We start from the raw sequence: 16,958 nt of genomic DNA, 5'->3' as shown, positions 1-16,958 counted from the left end.
AACGTGAGCCTCTCGACTCATGCAGGCAATCGGTTCGAACCAAGTCGCTAATGAATCTGCGTTGACCGCGATCGAAATCCTTGTCCGCGTCGCTCCGTCTGGTCTGGTTTGATTCGCTGAAGCGTGTCCGCCTCAAGCAGCTTGAGCGCCTGGATATGCCGAAGCACCGTTTCCCCAGCAGGTGTCGGCGTAGCACCGTCACGTACCAGTAGTGGGGTTCCGAAAGCTTCCTCCAGCGCGATGATCCGCTGCGATACAGCGCCACGAGTTACGTTCAACACGCGAGCCGCTCGACCGAAATGTCGAGTCTCGACCACCACGGAAAATGTTTCGAGCTGGTGTCTATCAAAACTCATAAGGCAGACTCATGGGCAAATATCTATACCTCGGACCGCCAACTGGTCATTCCACAAAAATCATGACAATTTTCGGTTCGCAATCCTCACATCAAGAAATATAGCAATACTGCGTTCACCACCAAAACGCAAATCGCGGTCGGCGCTTGGGCGCGAATTACACCATACTTGTCTGGCAATTCCAGTAATGCAGCGGGAATCAGGTTGAAGTGGGCCGCCATCGGAGTCATGAGCACGCCCGCGTACCCGCTGAACGTTCCTAGCGCCGCGATTTCCGCCACGTTGCCATGGAAAGTGCCAACCAACACTGGCACGCCAATTCCAGCCACCATCAGCGGAAACGCTGCTGCGCTACCGCCCATGATCATCGAGAACACCGCCATTCCTGCACAATAGACCGCTACGGCCACCCAGCGTACGTCAGTTGCAATATAGTGGCTAGCGAGGTAGGCGCTTGCATTCCCTACGCCAGTGTGCTGAAACATCGCTCCCAGCATGGACAGCATCTGAGGCAGGACGAGTGTCCAGCCTACAGCATCGGTCAATTCACGCGACTGGCGCACCGCCTGTACTACTGTGTCTCGCGTTAGCCAGCACGCCAGACCTAACGCAACGATACAACCGATTCCAAATGAAATAAGGTTGGTGTTAGCAGCATCATGCAGGAACGCTATCCCGATTTTCGTGTACCCCAACGCCATCGTCCCTACCAAAGTACAGAACGGTATCGCCAATGCTGGGATCAACAGCTTCCAACCTAGGCGAAGCGCGCTTGCCTCACGCACTGAGGCCGGGAGGCGCCGCGGAGACGATCTGCGCAGACCGCCGCACGCGGCAATCGCACTCAGCGCCAGCACCTGCGCACCAACCACTGTAGGTGGCATTCTGTCACCTGCAATAAACAACAGGCCCAGATCCGACCAGAATATAGCGGCGAATAACCGTCGCGGGTGCCTCCCGTCGCGCACGATCACGAAGGCGCTGGCTAAGAGAAGGCTACCAGCCAGCCAATATAGGTATTGAACTGAGAGGATCACGGGCGACACTCCTCGCCTGCTGAGGCTGAAACATCCTCGACCGCGGCGGTCCTTTGCTCACGGTCGAGCCAGCCGTCAAGCCGGTACAGACGGAACGAATGAATGACAAACACGCACACCGCAGTTGGTATGCCGGCGAACGCGATGCGCGTTGGATCGACGTCTATACCCATGTTATGTAGAACGTTCTGCATGAACAGTATCCCGCCGAAAGCAACGAAAACGTCTTCGCCGAAAAACTGGCCGATATTATCGGTCGACGCAGCAAACGCTCGCAGGCGGTAGACCTGGCGACTTCCGAGTTTGCCGTAATGGCTCTCAGCGACGCCTTCCGCCATCGGAGCAATCAGTGGTCGGACCATCTGCGCGTGGCCGCCAAGGCTCATCAGCCCGATAGCCGCTGACAACTCTCGCACGAATAAGTAGACAATTAACAGGCGTCCAGCCGTCGCTGTGCGTACCTTAGCTATCGCTCGCTGGACAAACTCTCGTAGACCATGCCGCTCCAGAAGGCCGATCACCGGCAGCGGCAGCAGTGTAATCAGCGGCAGATTGCGAGCCTTTACGAAATCGCTACCCACTTGTGCCAGAATTTCGTGGAACGGCATCTTCGCGGCGATTCCAGTCACGATCGCCGCAACAGAAACGATCAGCATCGGGTTGAAGCGGCATATAAAGCCCAATGCAACTGTGGCGACTCCGAGCAATGGCCAAAAACTAATAGTAGTGCTCATATCTTATCCAGAAATTGAATTAACTGTTAGGCTCACGCCGGCGTCGCTTTCTCTCCAACGCCGCAGTCGCCACGCAAGGATAGCGCGACACATCGTCGTCGATTAACTCTTGCCGCGGAGATTCCATCTTATGCTCGCGTGGATGACCGTAACCATCGCCTCCGCGTCTCTTAAAGCGAACTCTTTCACCGAAGTCATGCCGGATGTCTCGGTCGTCCTCGATCCCCGCATCCTCTGTCGGCGCTGGCGTTGTCTCTCATCAAAAGAGCGCGTCTCGCAACGTGACAGATCGCAACAGGCGACGGTACGCCAGCCAGATAAACGTCGGATCGCGCAGAAAACATCATGCCTGCTGCATCGAGCACGGTGATCTAGTTGGCGATACCCAATCTGCGACGCGCACGTGCCGCCCCGCCCCGCCCATAGCCGCAATCCGAACCTCTTCGTACACCGCCATCAAATTTTCGTTCTTTAGCGCTTCTATGCTAATTTTTGTGCAATTCATTTTTAACGTCTCCAGTCTTTTATATGAGAGGAACGGCCGAATTGCAGCAATCGTCGATTTGCAGATGACTCATGGATCTGATCGCCGTCGTCGAACACTTCTTCCCAACGCCAACCGAATCCGGTATCCCGTTGCCGCTGCACAAACTCTGCCCTCAATGCACCGACGCAGTGATACCGATCTATACGCAGCCGCGGTCTCTAAATCGAGTCTGAACACGCAAAAAAACCGTGTCAAAGTCCAATTTAGAGGGACGCTATGCCGTTGGGTTATGGTCTTTCCCTTCTGGCTGTTGCGCCGCGGGCATGCGCCTACCGGTTTGCAGGAGTGTCATGCACTGATCGTTGCCTCGCGGGTTGCCGCCTGCAGATTCGTAGAGTGAGACACCCACCGGGTGGGAGCTACCAGTCAACATACCAAGAATGTTTGAAGGTAAGGTAAGCTTGGCCCGCGCTGGTCTAGTCGTCACCATATCGATGTTAGCGACCGCCAAACCGCCTCGGGACGTCTCCTTATATTTGGTCTTCGTGTCCGCCCCTCTCTGCATGATGACTCGGATGACTCAATCGACGGAGACGTAGTGGATAGCGGCGCTATGAGGTGTTATGCGAACGGCATTTACTGCCGTCAGAACCCATCGCGCTGCGCTCGATACAGGGTATCTGCACGATCTCACCTAACGGACCACAAATCAGTTCAAGGTTGTATTCCATCCCAATTTCGGCAGCGTTCTCGTTTTGCGCGAGAGTCCACCCATGACCGAAAACATCGCCGCACCGGCCATAGAACAGGCCGGGCCCACCACGCCCTGGCACCCCACTTCGGCCCCGATATGGGCACATTTCGCCTCGGTAGAATCCCAATTGCGGCAACCGTCAAAAGGAACTCCATGATTCCCTGTCTATTGGGCCCGAGATAAATCGAACGCAGTAGTGAAGAACGACGGGATTATTCCTGCTGTCCGTTCGTCGGAGCCTTAACTACACGGTCTCCGCAGCGCATTCTCCTCGTCGCTAGCAAGCGCGGATAGGTTCAACCAGTCCATCGCGGCACGTGGTTAATCTGGTCGCTAACCGAGCGCACTATCAACTTCTCATGAAGATGCTTGGCGCACCGCTTTACACCCAGTGACCCTGGCCAACCGCCTTCTGTTCGGCATCCAAGATCAACGCAAGCCTGAATCACATTTCAGATCGGGAACAACCCCTTGCCGGTCGCACCGAGGGAACCTCGCTACTCGGCGTGGATGCGGTCGACACACTCAAACGAGTTGCTTCTGTTCAAGGCAGAAACAAAAGGTAAACCATGCTCGCATGGGCCCTACTTCATGCGAGCATGACGGACCGATGCCGATCTCGAAGAGGGCGGAGACGCTCACTGACACCTTGAATGTCACCCTTTAAGGCATTTCAAAAAAAATCGACTGTGCTGCTACGCCATCCCAGGCCGGAGCAGCTAAGAGCGTAACCATTGTGCTACCAGCACCCAGCGCCAATTTTCTACGCTTGTTATCGTGTCGAACCTATCACAGTTTGGGGACGAGCGCCCGGTACGAACCGCCCCTATATGTCATGGGCGGACGATGACGCGGCCAACGCGCAGCATTGATCGCACCAGCCCGTATACGCCTGTACTATCGCCCCTAGCAGTCTGCCAGTTAAGCCGTATTTGGAACATGAAAGACGTTGACCGCGTCGCGCAACTCGCGGGCCTGTTCGTCGAGTAAATGGGCGGCGGCCGCCGCCTCTTCAACCATCGCGGCGTTTTGCTGAGTCGTCTGGTCTATTTGGTAGATCGCGATATTGACCTGCTCTATTCCCTTGCTTTGCTCCTCTGACGCCGTTGCGATTTCACCAATAATATCGGTGACGCGCCGCACGGCCGAGACCACCGAGACCATCGTGGTTCCCGCACGCTGAACCAGCACAGATCCCGCGTCAACCTGGCTGACCGACTTCTCGATCAATGCCTTAATTTCCTTGGCGGCATCGGCGCTACGACTCGCCAGGCTGCGCACCTCACCGGCCACCACCGCAAACCCGCGTCCCTGTTCGCCAGCACGTGCAGCCTCTACGGCTGCATTGAGCGCCAGGATATTCGTTTGGAAGGCAATGCCTTCGATGACCGAAATAATATCGACGATTTTCTTCGAACTCGTCGTGATGCTTTCCATGGTATTGACCACCTGACACACTACATCACCACCTTCTACGGCAATCTTCGACGCGCTAGCTCCCATCTGGTTGGCTTGCTGCGCACTCTCAACATTTTGTTTTACTGCAGCCGTGAATTGCTCCATGCTGGCCGCGGTTTCAGCCAGTGACGCGGCTTGCTGTTCGGTACGTACCGATAAGTCTTGATTGCTAGCTGCAATTTCCTGGGTTGCGAGGGATATCGTTTCGGTGCCGCTATGAATGCGCTTGATGGTCCTGGTAAGCCTCTCCTGCATATTGCTCATCGCAAATAACATGCTGCTATTGTCGTTACTCGCCAAGGAGATGACTGTGGTCAGTTCGCCCGCCGCAATTTTCTGCGCAATACTCGTGGCATACGTGGGTTCTCCGCCGAGGCTACACTTGACGTTGCGGATGATCGTAACCATCGCGACAGTTATCGCCCCGCCGATCACCAGGATCGCAAGTAGGTACTTCACCAGGTTTGCTTCGAAGGCCGTGTTGATGTCATTCACATATAGGCCCGAGATCAAATACCAGTCCCATGGCCCAAAGCGTTTGACAAAGGTGATCTTCGGTACCGAGCTATCGCTTCCAGGCACTGTAGCCATATAGTCGACGTAACCTTGCCCCTGAGCTTGGGCAACCTTGACCATTTCGACGAATAGGAGCTTACCGGTGGGATCTTTAAAGTCGCTGACATCCTTGTTGCGCAAATTAGGCACCGTCGGATGCATTAATACGACCGGCTTGGCCGAGGTGATGACCATAAAGCCGTTTTTTCCATAACGCATAGCCGACAACCGCACCATCGCCTGATGCTGGGCATCATCGAGCGTAATGGCTTTACTGTCGACCAGGCTTGCATATTCGTCGACGATGCCGTACGCAGCTTCAACGATATTCTGAATCACTAGTTTGCGATCGGCCAGCATGGTGCCGCGCAATTCGATTGCCGCCCAGCCACCGAGTACCAGCAGGCCAAGCCACGTTACCGCAAGCGCCAGCCATAATTTCGTATTCAGGCTAAAGCCGCTCATGGGTTATCCTTATTGTATGGAAGTGCCGCTAGGGATTTTAAAAGCTACTAAAGGAGGTATGAGAAACGTTTTTGTGGACAAAGGGTTGCCGCATTGGAAATCACCAGCCTCGAGCAATTGTTCAGTCTGGGCATGCGATGATCTGTAGATCGAATTCTCACCTTCATCTAATGATCAGCTGCCGCTGTTCTTGGACACTGTCGTCTAAGCGTATAGTGCCTGCGACAAGCCGTCCAAGCATTCGACAGCGCGAACAAATATGCCCGCTGAGCGGTGCTCTTCTTTAGGCCACGATACCTAACCGTGACAACACCAAACGCCGCTTGATCATTCGATAGGCAACCGACCATCGACTGCGGTCGAAAAATGATTAAGCATTTTCATCAACCGGAGCCGAGTCTAGGTATGCAAAAGTGCCGTGTCAAAGTCCGAATCTACGAGGGGCTATTCCATAGAGTTATGGATGTGCCGGCGAAAAGAGATCGTGCGCCGCTTCGGGTCTCGACGTAAATTGACCTCATGCGATGCTAGAACGGGAAGTCGACCTACTCTCCTGTCTTGACGTGGAGCGCAACCGGTTGTGCAGGATGCCGTTGTTCCCTATCACTGATCGTTCTCACTTGCGATGGCGTCGCTGAGCCTAACAAAGGCTGATCCTGTCTCGTGACGAGGAGCGTCGAATATCCTGCACTGCGGCGTGTCAGCCTGTCGATGGTTGCTTGCGCACGCAGCCGATTCGCAATCGAGCGATCACTGATCGTACGGGCATCAAATACTTTCGTACCCGACACGCGTGAGACGCTGCAATTCCGCGACAGACATATACTGCAGGCCGAGTTCGGGCAGAATATCGTTTTTCTGTGCGAAATCGCACCCATACGCGGCGGAAAATATCGCTATGCCAGACTCATGCAAGATGGCTTTGCTACCGGTCAGTTGACTGAGAAGAATAGTGGGCAGCAATCCGAATGGAACATCTTCGAGAACGTAGCGGCTATCCACTGTCTTCGGCCCGGAGCCACCCAAGCCTCGGCGATGCATTTCTTGACTCATTTCGGACACGCCACTGGGGGGTATGCGGTACGACAGTGAGAAGTGCTCCTGAACCGTCTTTACCGGCAAATCGAAGGTCTTCGCAATAGCAAGGCGCTCTAGGTCCAACGCCTCAATCAGTCGACCCACGGTAGGCGTAATATTCCCGCTTTGGCTCCATTCCTCGCCATGCTCCATACGCGTGAGATTCAACAGTGCGATGCCAAGATGATTCTGAGGATTCAGGTTACTCAGCGCGATCGCTAGGAGTCCATCGCGTTTCCCGAAGCGGTCGCCAAAAATTTGGAGGCAAAGAGAGTGTCCCTCATCGATAGCGCCCTCCGGAAGCGTCGCCATATCGACTTTCTGCCGCACTGTGCCCACTTTTACCTCCGTCGAACTCAACTGCCTTCCCGTCAAAAGCGTTGTGCTCCAAGCGATTATGGGTGCTCGAATACCGCGTGCGGCAAGAAGTTTCGACAAATAGAGCGCGCCGAAGGACATATGAGAGCTGATAATGATGGGCTGTCCCTCCCGTACATGGGGTGCCGCAGCCTCAAGCGCAAACTTGTGACCATAGCCTGGCAGCGCAAACATGACGACGTCTGCATCGCCGATGGCTTCGGCGCAAGAAGATGCAACGCGAAGCGCGAAACTCCCGCTGATCGCGCCTATGGCAGTGAGCGGCTGACCAGCGGCCAACTCTCTCGTTCGCTTGCCGGACGGCGACCAAAGCATGGGGTCATGCCCCGCCTGCGCCAGATACGCCGCAGTGCCATACGCGATTGCACCCGCTCCTAAAATACTGACTCGCATAACGCTCCATTTTTTAGCATTTTGGAATTTCGTATATACATTTTCGCCTTCCTGAACGCGCTAACTCAACATAAGGAGGGCGTTATCGCGTATCCGGTATGTAGCAGCTGAATATGTACTCGTGAACCATGTGCCGCCATCAACGGCATGACGAGCGATCTTCCTGCTCTGAGGTATCGCTTGGTACATCGGTCCGTATCGCGTATTCTTAAACTGAGTCGCTACCGATCTTTCGCGCTTGCAGCTACCCACTATTTAGCTCGAACCATTTGCGATATGGGATTACGCGCATTCCAAGAAGTGCTACGCAGGCGCCAATAGGGAATACGGGACGTTAAGGCATATCGACTGCCACGAGACTGCTGACAGACAATACGCTCCTAACACTCCCTGATTGGTTTCCAGACGTCAACCTCTCAGATTCGAGTCCGCCTGTGATTTCAGATCGTTAACGCTGTAGCCACCAGCTCTAACCCATAATCTTCTCGTGCCCGCTCTAAGCTTAAGATGCCGTCTCGGACGTCTTTCGCTATCAGCCGAGGATCGCGTTCTCCTGGTGGTCCATAACCTGCGCCGCCTGGCGTTTCGATGCGAATCGTCTCGCCCGCGACTAGCGTCACTCCCGCCACCCTCGAATTTAAATTCTCCGATGTGTCACGATCGAAATTCTTGATGAGACGACCGCACCCACCATCAAGACCGCCGAGTACTCCGGCGGCCCCTCGCTTATGATTATCGGAACGACCAGAGAACACTGTATCGGATTTAAGGGCACGAACTTGACGACATATTCCTAGGCCCCCTCGATGAAACCCTGCTCCTCCTGAATCCGGTACCAACGTGTAAGCTTCGACAAAGAGTGGAAACTCGTTCTCCAGCGCCTCGGACGGCATATTCAGTGAGTTCGTGATATGCACATGTACTCCATCCATGCCGTCGGATTCGGCCCGGCCGCCGGAGCCACCTCCCACTGTTTCTCCGAAGACGTAGTAGCTGCCATCCGAGCGATAGCCGGAAAAGGAAATCGCTGGCAAGACGTCGTAGCTGGACGCCATTACGCGATCAGTTGTCAAGATCCCGCGGAATGCGCCGAAAATCGCTCCTGCTATTTTCTGACATGTGACGGTGCGCGCACTGCAGGCAGCGGGCGCCCTTGGGTTTGTGATCGTCCCCTCTGGAGCGGTGATCGTAACGGGTTCGAATAAACCACTATTTACACTTAATCCGTGGTCTACAAGGGCTTTGACGCAATAGTAGACGGTCGCATTTAACGCGCTCCTTGGAACGTTCAATCCCCCTCTAGCCTGCGGCCCGCTACCAGTCATGTCGACGAACAACCGGTTGTCCCTAATGGTTACGTTTGCCACGATGGGAACAGAATCTCCGCCAAATCCGTCGTCGTCCAGCCAGGTCGTGAACGAATAGGCGCCTGGTGTCAGTTGTGTTAACCGTTGTTCGAGCCTCAGCCGCGTGTATTTCAACAATGCTTCGATAGCGAGACGCATCTCCTCAAGCTTCATGCGTGAAGCAAGGGAACGAACTGCCGCCGCCCCTCTTTCATTAGTAGCGATTTGTACCTGCAAATCAAAATTTCGCTCCTCAGGCAGCCGCGAATTCGCTGCAATCATAGCGAGAAGATGGCGGTCAGGCTTACCTCTCGACGCTATTTTAACAATGGGGATTCGGAGACCTTCCTCGAAGATATTTTTCGAAGTGGCGGATGTCGAGCCAGGGGTAGGTCCTCCAATGTCCGCGTGGTGGCCGATGCAAGCCGTGAACATTGCAAGCTCGCCATCGACAAACACGGGACTCACGATCGAAATATCCGGTAGATGCGTTCCACCTGCGAGATAAGGATCATTACAGATAAACGCGTCGCCCTCCTCGATGCTCTCCTTTGGAAACGCTGCCAAGAGAGCTTGCATTGCTCCCATGAGAGATCCTAAGTGGACCGGAATATGCGTACCTTGCGCCACGAGTCTACCGTTCCCGTCAAACAAGCCAACAGAGAAGTCGTGACGTTCTTTAATTTGTGAAGAGAAGGAAGATCTCATCATGTTGATTGCCATATCTTCAGTTATGGCCAACAGGCGATTGCTAAAGACTTCCATAGCAATTGCATCAAAGTTCTTTCCGACACTGTCTCGATCTGTAGCTATGCTGTCGCGGTTTTCAACCATTGCCATCATCCTTAAGTTTCTTTCAGTCGATTGCCAAAGAATAGAGCCGTAGCCTAGCCTTCGCTTACGTTAGCCGTGCTATGCACAGATTCCCTATCTCATCTACCGTGCAGGTTTGACGCGGCAAGACGACGGTGGTCGAACTCATTTCTTCGATGATAGCCGGCCCCTCTAGCCGACTATCAATCGAAAGCTCGTTGCGTCGATACACCGGTGTATCCAGCCAACCATCTTGCACGCCAAAGTAGACTTCACGTCCTTCTTTCAGGGCATTCCTCCCCGATCTCTGCTCGGTAGAGGCCGAGAGTTGGTTACGTAAAATCAGGCCAACGGCTTTAACCCGAATATTTACGATCTGAACAATTTGATCCTTAATGGCATAGCCGTACTGCCTTTCATGAGTCTGATGGAACTTGACGAGAAACTGGTCCATAGACTCAGAGCCGGTCGCGTCACAGACGATCGGAATATCGTGATTTTGCCCAGCGTAGCGTGCGTCAAAGGAAATAACAAATCTGCGACTAGCTTCTTCGACTTTCTCCGCATCCAGCCATCTTTGACCGGCAGCGATCATTTTTTCGGCCGACGTCCTTAAGCCCGTCCAATTATCTGCATCCACCCGTGCTAGCTGTGTAACAACGAAGTCTCTGCTGATATCAGAAACGAGAACTCCACGCGCGCACATAGTTCCTGGTTCTTGGGGGATTAGAATATTGTTTATGCCGCATTCCTCGGCTACGTCCGCCGCGTGTAACGGTCCCGCGCCGCCGAAAGCCATTAACGTGAATCCGGCCGCATCGACACCGTGCTCTGCGGAGATCGCTCGGATTGCACGGCTCATGTTTGCGGTTGCCACTTGCAGCATGCCATGTGCTGCCGCTTCGACGGTGATACCTAGCGGCTGCGCGATCTTGGCATCAATGGCAGCCCAAGATCGCTCTCGGTCGATGGGCATCCTTCCATCCAAAAGGGCAATCGGATTAAGCCGGCGCAAGCAAATATTTGCATCGGTAAGTGTCGGGTCAACGCCGCCTAAGCCGTACGCGACAGGACCTGGCTTCGCACCCGCACTACGCGGGCCGACTTTGAGACCTCCTGCACTGTCAACCTCAGCGATGCTTCCACCGCCGGCCCCAATGACGTGGATATCCACCATTGGCAACCTCGCGGGGTAGTCCGCAATCAATCTATTCGAGGTGAAATACGGACTTCCATCATTGATTAGCGAAACGTCAGTACTCGTTCCGCCTACGTCGAATGTAATTATGTTTTTCACTCCCGCGGCTGCGCCAATCGCCACGGCCCCTGACACACCTGCGGCCGGGCCGGAGAGACACGTCAAAACAGGGAGACGTTCGACGGTAGGTAGTGACAGCAATCCGCCGTTCGAGTGGACTGTGAGAGGCTCTGGAGTGATCCCTACGTCCCGGACTCGGTCGCGAAGGCGGTCGAGATAGGCTTTCATCCGAGGACCGACGTATGCATTCAAAGCCGTCGTCGACGTACGTTCATATTCGCGAAATTCCGGAAGCACTTCCGACGAGATGCTTATATAGACATTAGGGAGTAAAGCTTGGAGCACATCTCTCGCGCGAACTTCGTGCTCATTGTTCCGGTACGAATGCAGAAAACAGATTGCGACTGACTCAACCCCAAGCGCCAATAGTTGCTGCGCAACAATCTCAAGGTCCGCATCTTTGAGCGGGTTAAGGACTGAACCCTCGGAACTCATTCGCTCGTCGATTTCCAAACGCAATGAGCGTTCAATCAATGCCGGCGGACGGGAGACAGAGTAATCGAAAAGGTTGGGTCTAGTCTGGCGGCCGATAGCTAGAACATCGCGAAAACCCGCTGTTGTCACGAGCGCAGCGGTCGCTCCCCGACGCTCGATAATCATGTTTGTAGCGACCGTCGTACCATGGCCAAAGAACTCAACATCGGTTGGGGCTACATCAAAATTCGTCAGCATTTCTCGAACGCCGTTCGCTATTGCGACGGAAGGGTCCGCGGGCGTGCTCGGCACTTTAAAGTAATAGAATTTCTCCGCAGATGAATTCACCATAACGAAATCCGTGAAGCTACCGCCAACGTCCACACCTATCCGATACATAACCGTTTCCTGTTCAATGTTCACGCAAATTTGATTTGCAACCTTGCGCCATAAGCGTCGGAGGTCTTTTTAAATTTCAGCATCAATGGTTTTATGGTCCAGGGCACAAAAATTCGAATTGGACACTCTCCGTGATTCCAGACGATTTCAATTATGCTTACCTATTTGTCCGTATTGCGCGATGCGCTTGAGCGTCATCGATTCCGCGCTCGGCTCCGGTGCCATCGACCATCACGGCGGTGGGGTAACGCAAGCGATTTAGTCCGCCTCTATGGCCGACAAGCAACCCACACACGCCTCGGTCATGCCGGGCGTGCGGCCAGTCGTAGACCGATTGTCCGCGCTAACTCGGGCTTCGGGGCAAACTCTATCAGCTTGACCTTGAGCCCCGGCAGCACCACACCTACAGATTGGATAGGGATGTCGGAATGTTTGTGATTCAGCAATAATTTTTGCAAAGTTGTATCCTCCGCTTGGGCCATCTTTACAGCGCACTTCATCGTGCATTCTGAAGCGATAATTTATCCCAAACTAACAAAGGCAAAGTACGATAGCAGTGAGACTTTCACACTTTACCCGTTGTGATTTGATGGATCACCGATCGGATATCGCGATCTTCATACCGACATCTAAATATGGCATTTGTTGACACCACGACAATCGCTAATACGAAACAGAAAAACAGACCTTATGCAGAAAATATATTCCGCATCAGACGGCTCTTAGAGTTTCTGGTTTAAGAATTTATCCTTGCAATTTTATGTCGTCCAGTTCCTATTGCAACCGACCCTATGCCAGAAGGTTATGACATGCTACGTCGAGCGCCGCGTCAATTCGAGGCCCCAAGCCCGTGTGGAATATGGGGCGCTTCGTGGCGCTGCTCGTGGAGTGTCCGTGACCATGCCGGGATGGTGGAAAGCTTACTGAAATAACCCTATTTGAATGAGTAAAGGCAAGCTCGCCCCGTCCTCATCAGGTATACGAATGAAGGGACTTCCCATCCCAAAGTAGCGTCCGTTGCTAACACATCCAACGACGCACCGCGTTGGGTTTCGCGGTCCACCAGCCGAATCGGAAGGGGAAAGCCAATTGCGATCGTATTTAACGAGAGTTGAGGAAGCGACATAGCCGTCCAGCGCATTGGTTCTTGGAAGCAGCGCTTCGCTCCTGATCATATTCGCGACAAAGCGCTTCGGGCAATGAAATCGCGCGTGCTACCGAGCCCGAAATCCACTGCTCCTCCTCTCGATCAACTGGATGTTAAAGAAGGGACTAGTTGCCGGATCTTCACGTGCCTCGGGTCGACTCGCCGCGAGTGTCCAGCTAGTTATCGACAGTCCATCCCTGCGACTGACCAACTCCATCGTGCGGCATTTCACTCAGCGCAGGATCGTCCCATGCCGCCGTGCTTCTTTCGGGTCGAGCGATCACGACAGGTCGTGACCAGCCCTAATTTCCACGTGGCTTCGAAAGCTCAGCGCAGGTACCATCCCACGCATGGACGATTATTTCGCGGTCGACGTGTTTGCAGGTGATCAGCCATCCGAGGGATTTCGGCTTACGCATTGCGAATTTGTGCCTGTCACAACACAGATGTGACCCACTGGCTCGTCCAATATGCCCCCCTCCCAACCGTTGTTCCGGTGACTTCACACCCAAGCGATATCGACTGAGTTTGGAACACTAGATTTCAACTGGCGGAAAAATCCGCTGTTTCCTAACATTCGTCAGATGAGCGGATCGTCTAGGGGGGGCTTTACTTCGAACTGACATGGTAGGGCCAAGCAGTGAATGCCCAGCCTATGTTGTTCTAGGAAACAATGAGGCGACCGGGCGTCAAATTGCTGATAGCCCGACGGGTCGAACCATGCACAATAAGATCCGTGATCGCCGCGCCCACCACGGGCACCAACTCAAAACCATGGCCTGAATAGCCGAAGGCATGGAATACTCCCGATGCGTTGATGGCGGCGCCTATCACCGGTAGCTTGTCATCCGTTTGGGCTTCGAGACCCGCCCACGTCCGCACGATACGGATATCACTTACGCACGAGAAGAGGTCAGTCGCTGCTCGTGCTCCCTTCGCCAATGTTCCCAAGCGGACCGTCGACGTTTCGAGATCGAGGTTGGAAAGTCCTTGCAATCCTCCACCGATAACCAAAGTGCCTTGATCTGACTGCTTGAAAGATAAGGAACGCCCCATATGGGAGACCACTGGCTTTAGCATAGGAGCCAGTCGTTCCGTGACCATCATCATGGAAGCTCTGGTCTTTAACGGGATGATATCTCCCACCATCGCCGCGATGCGTCCCGACCAAGCCCCAGCGGCGTTCACGACGATCGGTGCCACTACGGGAGGAACCCCGACTATGCCTGTTTCAAGGGACCAGTCTTGGCCATGACGTTCGATCCTTTGAACACCGAAACCCTCCCGAATCACAGCGCCAGCTGCTTGCGCACTACGTCTAAAGGCCGCGATGGTTCGATGAGGATCGGCGGCACCGTTGTTTCGCGCGATGGATGCACCCAAGCATTGAGCACTCATCATCGGCACAAGCTGGCGGAGTTCCCGTGGGTCGATGATTTCTTCATGCGTATAACCGAGGGCACGCAACATGGAAACACGGTCTTGGAGTTTGCCGAAATTGCTTATGTCGTCCGCAACACAGATCTGGCCATGCGCATTGAATCCACAGTCGTCTCCAACGATCGCGGCCATGTTGTGCCACATGTCCATGGATTCCAATGCAAGGTCCAGTTCGCCTAGATCTCGATTTAACGTGCGTACTCCGGCCGCAGTCGCGCCGGAAGCGTGCCGCCCAACCCATGCCCGCTCAAGAACAACGACGCGCATACCGGCGCGGCTCAAATTTAACGCAATTGAGAGTCCATGAAGGCCACCACCAATAACAGCAACGTCAAAGACGGTCGCATTCATGTCGATTCACTCGCAATGTCCAACGACGCCAGTTCCCCAAGCGTCAGCGGTTTCAGTGGGGGTCGAATCGCGAAAAACCCGATTTGCTTGACCTGTTTCTTTTGAGCCGCGGCAAGTATATGAGCAACGGTATACGCACACTGTCGGCCCTGACAGGGACCCATGCCCGCGCGGGTCAACGATTTGATCTGGTTAGGGTCGGGCGTGCCGATCGCTGCGGCCTCACGAATTTGACCAGCAGTCAGTTCTTCGCAGCGGCAGATCACTGTCTCGTCGGAGGGTGCGAATATCTCCTCCCTGGGCGGATACAACGCATCAAGGAGTGGACGTGTCGATAGTTCCACCGCAAGACGTCGACGCAATGGCGCGGCGATATGTTGAGCCTCGTCAACAGAAATTTTTCCGATGCGCACGGCGATGCCCAACGCCGCGAGCTCGCCACGTACACACGCGGCGCGCGCACCGCCAACGCCTGCACCATCACCCGCGGAAAAGATACCGGGCTGACTCGTCTGGCCCCAGTCGTCGACTACCGGTGCGAGACAAACCTGTTCATCACGCCAGATGTGCTCACAGCCAAGCGCCTGGGTCATATGAATTGATGGAATCACGCCTTCGTGTATCAGCAGCAGCTCGGCGTCGACTTGCTGAACCCGTCCGTCGGCGGTGCGATACTCGACGCGCTCGAGGCGATTTTTTCCTTCCGCCCGCAGATGCGTAACTCCGCGAATGATAGGAAAGTCGGCGCGCTTCAATTGGCGCATCCATTGCAACCCCTTTACGATGTCTTTCCATCCGGCACGCGCTCGTGCAGCGTGTGGCAAAGCTCTACGCCAGCCACCTGCCGGCGTTGTGTCCAGCCACCCGGCAATGCGCCCTTGTCCACGCAGCAACTGAATCATGTACAGCATTGGTAGCGGCCCACTGCCCGCTACCCAGACCGGCCTATCCGGAATGTGCCGTGACGTTTTCAAGAGGATCTGGGCCGCGCCTACTGTCAGCACACCAGGCAGCGTCCATCCGGGGAACGGCGCGGGGCGCTCTTGTGCGCCCGTCGCCAAGAGCACGCTGGTTGCTTGTACTCGTTCCGCCCGCTGCGCGCGGCTCATAAAAATTTCCCATTCGGGCTCAATTTGCCACACTTGTGTGCTCGGCTCATAGATAGCACCGCTGGCCCGAAACGACTTCGTCAGCGACGTGCCGACCTTATACTCTTTGCCTAAAAGCTCGCCGACGGAAGTTTCAGCCCTGGTTTCTACTGCTCGCCAGATTTGCCCGCCGGGCGCGGCTTGATCATCAACGACAAGGACACTCAGTCCAAATCTGCGTGCCTCAATCGCGGCGGTCATACCGGCAGGACCAGAACCTATCACAAGCAGATCAAAGCTTCGGCTCATCAGATGGTCCCATAGTGATGCTGTGCAATGCTTTCTCGAGAGTCACATTTTGACCTTCGCCCGTAACAACGTTTGTCACTGTACGTCGGCCGTGTTGGCGCTCCACTCGCATTCCCTCACGGACTTGTACGAGACATGTTTGTGTGGACGCTACATTGTCGACTAACGCTAAACAATCGAAACATACGCCCATAAGACAATAAGGGGCGCGTGGGCTGCCTTTTACAGGCGTAGTGCGCGATAGCGGGGGTGCGAGTCGCAGCAAAACAGAGGCAACCGTGTCGCCCGACTCTGCTTGAACCGCGCAACCATCGACGCTCAAAGTCAACGTCGGTGTGTAGTGGTCGGGATCATTCAATCTGCGAAACATTAAGGTGCCCATGCTCGATAAAGAAGTACTGAATCTAGTCGCCGCGGTTACAAGCGTCAAATTGCTATTTAGGCCGATGCTATTCCCAAAGGTTATGCGAGAGCGGCTAGCTTTTTTACTATTCATTTACTTCCGGCGGCATTTGGAATAACGCGACGTCTACGTATCGGATAGTTCCTCGACAACGCGCAGATACTCTGCTCAGCTATTGCCCCAATCGTCGCGAATGATACCCGTCGTCGGTGCGCGAGCAAGGTATAGTGCTCTGC

Annotated in this window: 11 protein-coding genes and 1 pseudogene; all 12 read right to left on the bottom strand. The window is 54.4% G+C overall.

All coding sequences use genetic code 11. The features are described 5' to 3' along the window. Positions 1–47: 47 nt before the first annotated feature. The 12 genes and pseudogenes from EOS_RS33595 to EOS_RS45030 all read right to left on the bottom strand — a co-directional run bounded on the left by EOS_RS33595 (position 48) and on the right by EOS_RS45030 (position 16,689). Positions 48–356: a LysR family transcriptional regulator gene (locus tag EOS_RS33595; protein ID WP_053064113.1), complete on the bottom strand. Its 309-nt coding sequence runs from the start codon at positions 354–356 to the stop codon at positions 48–50. Between the two features lie 86 nt (positions 357–442). After that, positions 443–1,393: a DUF979 domain-containing protein gene (locus EOS_RS33590; RefSeq protein WP_047896521.1), complete on the bottom strand. Its 951-nt coding sequence runs from the start codon at positions 1,391–1,393 to the stop codon at positions 443–445. Beyond that, a complete protein-coding gene (locus tag EOS_RS33585; protein WP_047896520.1) occupies positions 1,390–2,127 on the bottom strand; it encodes a DUF969 domain-containing protein in 738 nt (245 codons plus the stop codon). The genes EOS_RS33590 and EOS_RS33585 overlap by 4 nt, the downstream gene beginning before the upstream one ends. 974 nt (positions 2,128–3,101) lie before the next feature. Next, positions 3,102–3,689, bottom strand: a pseudogene (locus EOS_RS49560) (L-serine ammonia-lyase, iron-sulfur-dependent, subunit alpha); the annotation flags it as partial. A gap of 204 nt (positions 3,690–3,893) precedes the next feature. Continuing rightward, positions 3,894–4,010, bottom strand: coding sequence for a serine dehydratase beta chain (locus tag EOS_RS49365; protein ID WP_235443040.1), 117 nt, complete (start codon positions 4,008–4,010; stop codon positions 3,894–3,896). Positions 4,011–4,289: 279 nt separating this feature from the next. Further along, a complete protein-coding gene (locus EOS_RS33580) occupies positions 4,290–5,846 on the bottom strand; it encodes a methyl-accepting chemotaxis protein (RefSeq protein WP_047896519.1) in 1,557 nt (518 codons plus the stop codon). A 768-nt stretch (positions 5,847–6,614) separates the two neighbouring features. Beyond that, a complete protein-coding gene (locus EOS_RS33575) occupies positions 6,615–7,694 on the bottom strand; it encodes an NAD/NADP-dependent octopine/nopaline dehydrogenase family protein (RefSeq protein ID WP_047896518.1) in 1,080 nt (359 codons plus the stop codon). Positions 7,695–8,134: 440 nt separating this feature from the next. Next, on the bottom strand, positions 8,135–9,874 hold the full coding sequence (locus EOS_RS33570; RefSeq protein WP_047896530.1) for a hydantoinase B/oxoprolinase family protein: 1,740 nt from the start codon (positions 9,872–9,874) through the stop codon (positions 8,135–8,137). 64 nt (positions 9,875–9,938) lie between these two features. After that, a complete protein-coding gene (locus tag EOS_RS33565) occupies positions 9,939–12,008 on the bottom strand; it encodes a hydantoinase/oxoprolinase family protein (RefSeq protein WP_235443039.1) in 2,070 nt (689 codons plus the stop codon). A 1,786-nt stretch (positions 12,009–13,794) separates the two neighbouring features. Further along, the gene (locus EOS_RS33555) at positions 13,795–14,922 is read right to left on the bottom strand and encodes an NAD(P)/FAD-dependent oxidoreductase (RefSeq protein WP_047896515.1); all 1,128 of its coding nucleotides are present in this window, start codon (positions 14,920–14,922) and stop codon (positions 13,795–13,797) included. Then, positions 14,919–16,319 carry an NAD(P)/FAD-dependent oxidoreductase gene (locus EOS_RS33550; protein WP_047896514.1) on the bottom strand — a complete coding sequence of 467 codons (1,401 nt, stop codon included), beginning with the start codon at positions 16,317–16,319 and terminating at the stop codon, positions 14,919–14,921. The genes EOS_RS33555 and EOS_RS33550 overlap by 4 nt, the downstream gene beginning before the upstream one ends. Next, positions 16,303–16,689, bottom strand: coding sequence for a (2Fe-2S)-binding protein (locus EOS_RS45030; RefSeq protein ID WP_082163607.1), 387 nt, complete (start codon positions 16,687–16,689; stop codon positions 16,303–16,305). Before EOS_RS45030 ends, EOS_RS33550 begins: the two co-directional genes overlap by 17 nt. Between the last annotated feature and the right edge of the window lie 269 nt (positions 16,690–16,958).

The sequence above is a fragment of the Caballeronia mineralivorans PML1(12) genome (assembly GCF_001028175.1).
Taxonomy (GTDB): Bacteria; Pseudomonadota; Gammaproteobacteria; order Burkholderiales; family Burkholderiaceae; genus Caballeronia; species Caballeronia mineralivorans.
This window is presented reverse-complemented; position numbering and strand designations above follow the sequence as displayed.